We start from the raw sequence: 4,729 nt of genomic DNA on the forward strand, positions 1-4,729 counted from the left end.
TCTCGTCCATCTGCTACTTCGATTCCGCGGCATCGCCTCTCGATGCACCGTCGCGTTACCTCTCGATAATGTGCCCACACAGGCATGGCCGTCAACGCAGCACCCACCACAAAAACGCGCCAGCAACTTCCAGGCTCCGGGGAATGTTCCGACATGACCGAGGACCAGCTCACCAAGTACCGCACGGGTGACCGTGTAAGAGACAGTCCGTGGTGGGGAGCCCCGAGGTATTCCCGTAGGTATTCATATTTCCTCCTGGAGGGGATCAGCTGAGTTTGATTCGGTTATGCGGTTGCCCACCATGATGTTTGAGATTTTCGAGAGGCGATCAAACTTCGCGGCCACAAGGGCCGGGACTGCCACCCGCAGACCTTCTCGGAAGGATGGACACTTCGTTGGAGTGGTTGCTCCCCAGCGACACCACCTCAGCCGGAGCGCGAGACCTGACCCTTGACAGCACACTTGCATTTTGCAAGTGTGGCTTGCATGAGCCTGTTCATCACCTGCCCGGTCGAGGACGTCGAGCGCGCGAGCACTTTCTACACCGCCCTCGGCTGGACCCTCAACGCCGAGATGTCCGATCACAATGTTTCGTGCTTCGCGATCGCGCCCGAGCAGTACGTCATGCTCGGCAGCCGCGAAATGTACGCGAGCGTCGGCGGCGTCGAGGAGCTGGTCGGCGGACCCCGCACCCCGTCGAAGGTGACGGTCTCGTTCGACCTCGGCAGCCGCGAGGCGGTCGACGAGCTCGTCGACCGCGCCGGCGCCGCCGGTGGGCGGATCGGCGACACAGACGACTACCCCTTCATGTATCAGCGCCAGTTCGACGACCCCGACGGCTACCACTACTCACCGTTCTGGATGAAAACGGACGTACAACCACCTGCGTGAGCGACCTCGCCGCGGCCCTCGACGTCGTGGGAGCACGCTGGGCGCTGCTGATCGTGGAGCGGCTGCTCGACGGGCCTCAGCGCTACAGCGATCTGCAGCGCGATCTCGGAGTGCCGACGAACATGCTCGCGACCCGCCTGCGCGAGCTCGAAGCGGCCGGCGTGCTCTCCCGTCTGCCCCTGCGGCACAACACGCGGGCCTACGCGCTCACCGATCGTGGGCATGCCCTGCGCGGGGCGATCGTCGCACTCGGACGCTGGGCCGCCGAACCATAGTGACGTTGAAGGGGCGACAGCGGCCTGAATGTCGACAGCGTAGTTGTCTAATTTCCTCCTGGATGAGATCAGTTGAGTTGATTTGATTGTGCGGCTGCCCGCCATGATGTTTGAGATTTTCGAGAATCGATCAGACGTCACGGCCCCAAGGGTCGGGACTGCCACCCGCAGGTCAGGCCCTTGATCACCATCTCCAAATACGGCAATAAACCAGCGCGTCCTGCGCGAATGTTCGCCGGGTATCTCAACTCGTTCACCGCGGACAGGCGCCACTCGTTTTCCTCCGAGAATGCGGATTTCCTTGAGCGCCACGATCTCACTGACAGATCGAAGGGTTGCAGATGTCCATCCATTGTGAAGGAACTTCGATGAAGAAACAGCCATACTCGACACGATCTTCTCCGCCCACTCGGACGCGGTCTCGCGGCCGTAGATCATTCGCTGAAAACCTGGCGGGGAACGGCGTGTTTCCCAGCGCCGTGGCCTTCGGGTGGAACGCGTATGCGCGCTCGACCGCCGCGCGGGAAACCCCAATCGCGTAGCCACCGACGGGTGCTATCGGGTGTTGCCTCCATGGCCGGCAACTTCGTGTCTGTCGATGCGTACACTCGCCTGGAACACGCGACGCTGGGTGCTAATTCCAGTCGATGTGGACGGACTCGATCGAGTCGAAGTGGAAGCCGAAATCGTTGCTGTACCGGTCGAATCCCTTGTTCTCGGGATAATCCAGTGTGGCATGCCGCTCGAGCAACGCCACCACGCGCGCGTTGTCGTCGCTGGCGAGGGCAGCGGCGAGTTCGCGCGATTCCTCTGCCGTGAACGGGACATCGGAGTTCGCGAAATCCAGTGTGCGGACGCGGTAGTCGTATCCCTCTTCCGATCCGTTGCGCACCGAGACGCCGCCCTTGACGCGGATGGTCGCTTTCTTGGGGGTACCGTCCGGGCGCAGAACGCCGGCACGCGTCATGATGTCGTCGGCTTTGACTTTCTTGAGTTTCTTCTTCGCATCCGCGCGCAGCTCGTTCGTCTGACCTGACCGGTACCGAGAGACAGCGGACGCGGAGCGGCCGATCTTCTTCGCCACCTCCCCGATTCCGCCGAGGCGCTCGATCGCCGCGCGGCGTTGCGCCCGCTCGGCGACATCTGAGTGCGGGATGCGGCCTTGTTGGGCCCACCGGCGCAGGGTGCGATCCGAGGGCGGTGTGCGGCCGGCGTCGATCGCGGCTTGGCGTAGTCCGTCGTTGCCGATCTCTGTGCGGATCTGCCGGACGGAGACTTTGCTCGTCAGCCCGGCCAGTCCCCCGGTCTTGACGGCTTTGGACTTCTCGACCCCGCTGGTTGCGGCGTTGGCGACGGACACTTTCAACCCGTCAAGGCCCACCGCCTGTTGTACCGGCTTCTTCGATCGGGGTTTCGGGAGATGCAGGGCCATCGCTACTGCCCTTCGTCGTTGTGTGGTGTGAATGCGTCTTTGATGACGAGATTCATCTCGTGGGTGTCGTCGGCGGAGGTGAACGCGTCGATCAGAGTCTTGCTGAGGGTAGTGCGTTTCTCCACGGACATTTTGCCCAGCGCGTCACTGTCGTCGGCGATGTCCTCTCCGGCGCCGAGTAGGTAGACCCAGGAGTCGGTCACCGTTCGCAGCGGCCATCGCCCGGAATCGCGTGCAATGCGCATCGCGACTCGGCGGCCACGCCACCGGCAGTGCGCGATGATCGACGCACGCCAGAGCGGCTGGTGGTGGTGCTGCATCTGCTTGGCAGTCCACATGTCCGGGTTCACCATTCGCCCGATGTAGCCCTTGTAGCAGGCACCGAGGAAACGTTTCATCGCGATGTCACCGGTGTCGACGGCAACTTTGCGGCCCTCACGCAAGATTTTCGCCCACTTGTCGAGGGCGCGGCCCTGCTGCGGGTAGACCCAGGCTTCGGTGATGTCGAGATCGTCGAGTTCGGCGCCGATACCACCGTCCGCGAGAGGGGTTTGTAAGCCGTCGAGGCTGACGGATGTGACCCACGTCTGCACCGGTTGATCGGCGAGCATATGCGGGTGTGGGAGGGGAAGTTTCGCGGGCAAGGCGAGCAAGTTGCCGGCGGGCAGCGTGATGCGCCACAACCCGAACGGTGCACCTTTGACACCCGATGCTGCTGCGCTGATGGCGTTCTCGCCGAGTAGGTGACGGGGTTTGCCGTATCCGAAATCGAGCATGCCGGCAGATGCGAGATATGCGGCCCGCTGGTCGATCGAGACCAGTTGCGTGGCATCGGTGAGGTCGTCGGAATCGGCGACGCGTGTCCATCCCACTTCGGGTTCGAGGTCACCGCGCGGTTCACCGTTGAGCGGTGGGATGGGGCCGCTGGTGGTGACCGCGATTCCCTTGCCGCTGCGAGTGCGTTCGCGTTTGATCTTGTCCAGGACCGCGGCGCCGGTGCGTGCCGGGGTCGGACCGGGCAGGACACCGAGATAGCGGGCGCACCAGGCGAGGCGACGCCCGAGTTCGCGGGCCGCTGGCAGGTCATCGTCTGGGAGATACGTTCCGGCGGTGGGTGATCCGAGAATCCCCATGTCGCCGACCCGGTTGTTCCAGCCGAAATCCTTGTTCCAGTACGTCCACACATACGGCTCGATGAAAATGTCGACCATCGACGTGAACTTCCCGGTGGTCCGGGACAGGTGGACGACGTGGCCGGGATCGCCCCGCAGCTCCCACCCGGCGGTGAGCATCGGCGTCAACGTAGCGTGCAGGACACCGGTGAGTTCCTCAGCAGCGCGGGTACGGAGGAGTTCCATGTCGTCGACGTCGTCTTCATCACCCGGATCGATGATCCAGCCGAGCATTTCGCACGCATCGATTCCGACGACCCACACCTGCGCGGGGGCACCCAGCGGGGTGAGGGTGGCCCAGCGAATCAGTTTGTCGAGCTTTTCTACCGAATCGACCGGGCCGGTCAGCTTCTCACCCGACGGTGCGAACGACCCGGCGGCGGTGACGATGACGGCGTGGCCATCCGCTTCGCTACCGGCAGGAGGCAGAATCACCGGCTGCACTACACTTGCTGGGAGTAGTTCGTCGGGGCCCGGCTCTACTTCGTCCGCGGACCCGACACCCGGCAACATCGGCTCCTCACCCCGCTCGACATCGATCGCACCCCCAACGGACACATCCTCACCGCCGACAGGCGCATCCTCATTGACAGCAGGCGCGTCCTCATCGGCGAGGGACATCTCGTGAACCGACAGCCCCGCAATTCCGGAACCCGAAGGTGCCGCGTCGACATCCAGCTCGAAAAGGGCAGGCTCCGAATCAGTTTCGGAGTCATCCACGGCGGAATCCGCCGATGACGCATCGAGATCGAACAGCGGAATCTGCCCCCAGTTCTTCACCACCGCAATGCCCTCCCGAACGTTGTCGTCGTCATTCGAGATCGAAGGCGGATCGTAGCGCCTGCGACAGCGATTTCTCCTGCGACGGAAACAGAAATCCACGATTCGGCCCGAGATCAGCCACCGAAATCGTGATCACCGCGTCGCAATCGACCACCGAGCCGTCCTCAACACCATTT

At 63.2% G+C, this 4,729-nt stretch carries 4 protein-coding genes; 2 read left to right on the forward strand and 2 right to left on the reverse strand.

Going from position 1 to position 4,729, the window contains the following annotated elements; translation table 11 throughout:
• Positions 1–486 precede the first annotated feature (486 nt).
• On the forward strand, positions 487–891 hold the full coding sequence (locus VIQ49_RS05430) for a VOC family protein (protein WP_331881702.1): 405 nt from the start codon (positions 487–489) through the stop codon (positions 889–891).
• Positions 888–1,166 carry a helix-turn-helix domain-containing protein gene (locus VIQ49_RS05435; RefSeq protein WP_331881704.1) on the forward strand — a complete coding sequence of 93 codons (279 nt, stop codon included), beginning with the start codon at positions 888–890 and terminating at the stop codon, positions 1,164–1,166. Before VIQ49_RS05430 ends, VIQ49_RS05435 begins: the two co-directional genes overlap by 4 nt.
• A 634-nt stretch (positions 1,167–1,800) precedes the next feature.
• Here VIQ49_RS05435 and VIQ49_RS05440 read toward each other — a convergent pair.
• Positions 1,801–2,598 carry a hypothetical protein gene (locus tag VIQ49_RS05440; protein ID WP_331881707.1) on the reverse strand — a complete coding sequence of 266 codons (798 nt, stop codon included), beginning with the start codon at positions 2,596–2,598 and terminating at the stop codon, positions 1,801–1,803.
• 2 nt (positions 2,599–2,600) lie between these two features.
• Positions 2,601–4,553 (reverse strand): hypothetical protein, encoded by a 1,953-nt coding sequence (locus tag VIQ49_RS05445; protein ID WP_414731579.1) that lies wholly within the window; start codon positions 4,551–4,553, stop codon positions 2,601–2,603.
• Between the last annotated feature and the right edge of the window lie 176 nt (positions 4,554–4,729).

It is taken from the genome of Williamsia sp. (genome assembly GCF_036566845.1).
Classification (GTDB): domain Bacteria; phylum Actinomycetota; class Actinomycetes; order Mycobacteriales; family Mycobacteriaceae; genus Williamsia.

Coding starts and splice junctions, on each gene's coding strand:
- VIQ49_RS05430 (WP_331881702.1), top strand. CDS start 487: ATGAGCCTGTTCATCACCTGCCCGGTCGAGGACGTCGAGCGCGCGAGC.
- VIQ49_RS05440 (WP_331881707.1), bottom strand. CDS start 2,598: ATGGCCCTGCATCTCCCGAAACCCCGATCGAAGAAGCCGGTACAACAG.